This is a genomic window from Collinsella aerofaciens (assembly GCF_040920445.1).
In the GTDB taxonomy this organism is placed as follows: domain Bacteria; phylum Actinomycetota; class Coriobacteriia; order Coriobacteriales; family Coriobacteriaceae; genus Collinsella; species Collinsella aerofaciens_BH.
Genome location: NZ_JBCOTQ010000100.1, coordinates 1 through 1,967, shown reverse-complemented (window position 1 = coordinate 1,967; position 1,967 = coordinate 1). Strand labels below are relative to the sequence as shown.

1 protein-coding gene is annotated in these 1,967 nt (G+C 57.4%); it reads left to right on the top strand.

Going from position 1 to position 1,967, the window contains the following annotated elements; genetic code table 11:
- Window positions 1–59 precede the first annotated feature (59 nt).
- Complete coding sequence (locus AB5405_RS09770) at window positions 60–1,754, top strand: phospho-sugar mutase (RefSeq protein WP_238023322.1); 1,695 nt, start codon at window positions 60–62, stop codon at window positions 1,752–1,754.
- The last annotated feature ends 213 nt before the right edge of the window (window positions 1,755–1,967 follow it).

Here is a 1,967-nt window from a genome sequence, read left to right as displayed (position 1 = left end):
CTGCTGCGCTTGTCCTGTTTTACACGGGTCGTTTTATTGATTGTGACGGAAGGACTCACATGGCAGATGTTCATGAGCTGCTTGATACTTGGATTGCCAATGTCAAGGACGAGGAGCTCCTCGCTGAGCTTAACACGATGAAGGAGCAGGGTGATGAGGACGCCATCACCGACGCTTTCTTCCAGGATCTCGCCTTCGGTACTGCCGGCCTTCGCGGCACTATCGGTGCGGGCACTAACCGTATGAATATCTATACGGTCGGTCGTGCGACCCAGGGATTCGCTGACTACCTCAATGCGACCTTCGAGCATCCGACGGTCGCCATCGCTCGCGATAGCCGCAATAAAGGTGAGCTGTTCGTTAAGACGACGGCTGCCATTCTTGCAGCAAACGGCGTGACTGCCCTCGTGTATCCCAAGATTTCTCCCGTGCCGACGCTCTCCTGGGCCGTCCGCGACCTTAAGTGCTCCGGTGGAATTTGCATGACCGCTAGCCATAACCCGGCGCCGTATAACGGCTATAAGGCCTATGGCCCCGACGGCTGCCAGATCACCAGCGAGGCTGCCGATGCAATTTCTAAGGCTATCGCCGAGACCGATACGTTTACCGGTGTGAAGTCCATGGACTTCGATGAGGCTCTTGAGCAGGGTCTGGTCAAATGGATCGATGACTCGTGCCTCGAGCGTTATTATGACGCCGTTCTCGCCCGCGGCGTGACCAACCTTTCTGCCGAGGAGATCGCTGGCGCTCCGCTTAAGCTCGTCTACACTCCGCTCAACGGCACCGGCCTCATTCCCGTCACGACGGTGCTCGAGCGCGCTGGCATCACCGATGTCACGGTTGTTCCCGAGCAGAGGGAGCCTAACGGCGATTTCCCGACCTGCCCGTATCCTAACCCCGAGATTCGTCAGGCCATGCAGAAGGGCATTGACCTGTGCGAGCAGGTTCACCCTGATTTGCTGCTTGCAACCGATCCCGACGCCGACCGTGTTGGCGTTGCCGTTAAGAATGGCGATGACTATCTGCTGCTGACCGGCAATGAGATGGGCGTTCTGTTGCTCGACTATATCTGCAAGACCCGTGCTGCCCGCGGTGAGGACCTCACTAAGAAGGTTGCCGTTACTACTATCGTTTCTTCCGCCATGGTCGACGCTCTGGCCGACGAGTACGGTTTTGAGCTCCGCCGCTGCCTGACGGGCTTCAAGTACATCGGCGACATCATTACTTCTCTTTCCGATGCCGGCGAGGTCGATCGCTTTATCTTCGGTTTTGAGGAGAGCTACGGCTATCTGGCCGGTGACCACGTGCGCGACAAGGACGCCGTGAGCACTTCTCTCCTGATTTGCCAGATGGCGCAGTATTACAAGCTCCAGGGCAAGAACCTTGCAGATGCGATGCACGAGCTGTACGAGAAGTATGGCTACTATCACAACAAGACGATTTCGCTGAGCTATCCGGGCGCTGAGGGTGCGGCAAAGATGGCCGGCATCATGGCCGGTCTGCGCGAGAACCCGCCCGCGGAGCTCGCCGGTTCCAAGATTGAGGCTGTCGTGGATTACAACACCTGCGTGAACGGCCTGCCGAAGGCTAACGTCATTGAGTTCGATCTTGAGGGCGGCAACAAGGGTATTGTTCGTCCTTCCGGCACTGAACCCAAGATTAAGCTGTACATCTTCGCTAAGGGCGCGGATGCCGCCGAGGCTGATGCCGCACTTGACGCGATTGAGGAGTCTGGTCGCAAGTTGTTGGCCTAAGGCTTTGAAAGCCTATTTCTATAGTTAGACGGAGGAGGGGATCTCGGAAACGAGGTCCCCTCTTTATTACTGGCAAATATAGCTGAGGATCACAAGATGTGTAGGAAATGTGTACGCCCAGATTCCCGCCCCCGGGGCCCCTCCGGTCTGGCAATATATCTCCTTGCCGCGCGGCCCGGTCGGACCGGATCAGCCGCGGGGCGTGCACCTTGA

Bases quoted from the DNA above. Each gene is read 5' to 3' on its own strand.
- AB5405_RS09770 (WP_238023322.1), top strand. From the start codon at position 60: ATGGCAGATGTTCATGAGCTGCTTGATACTTGGATTGCCAATGTCAAG.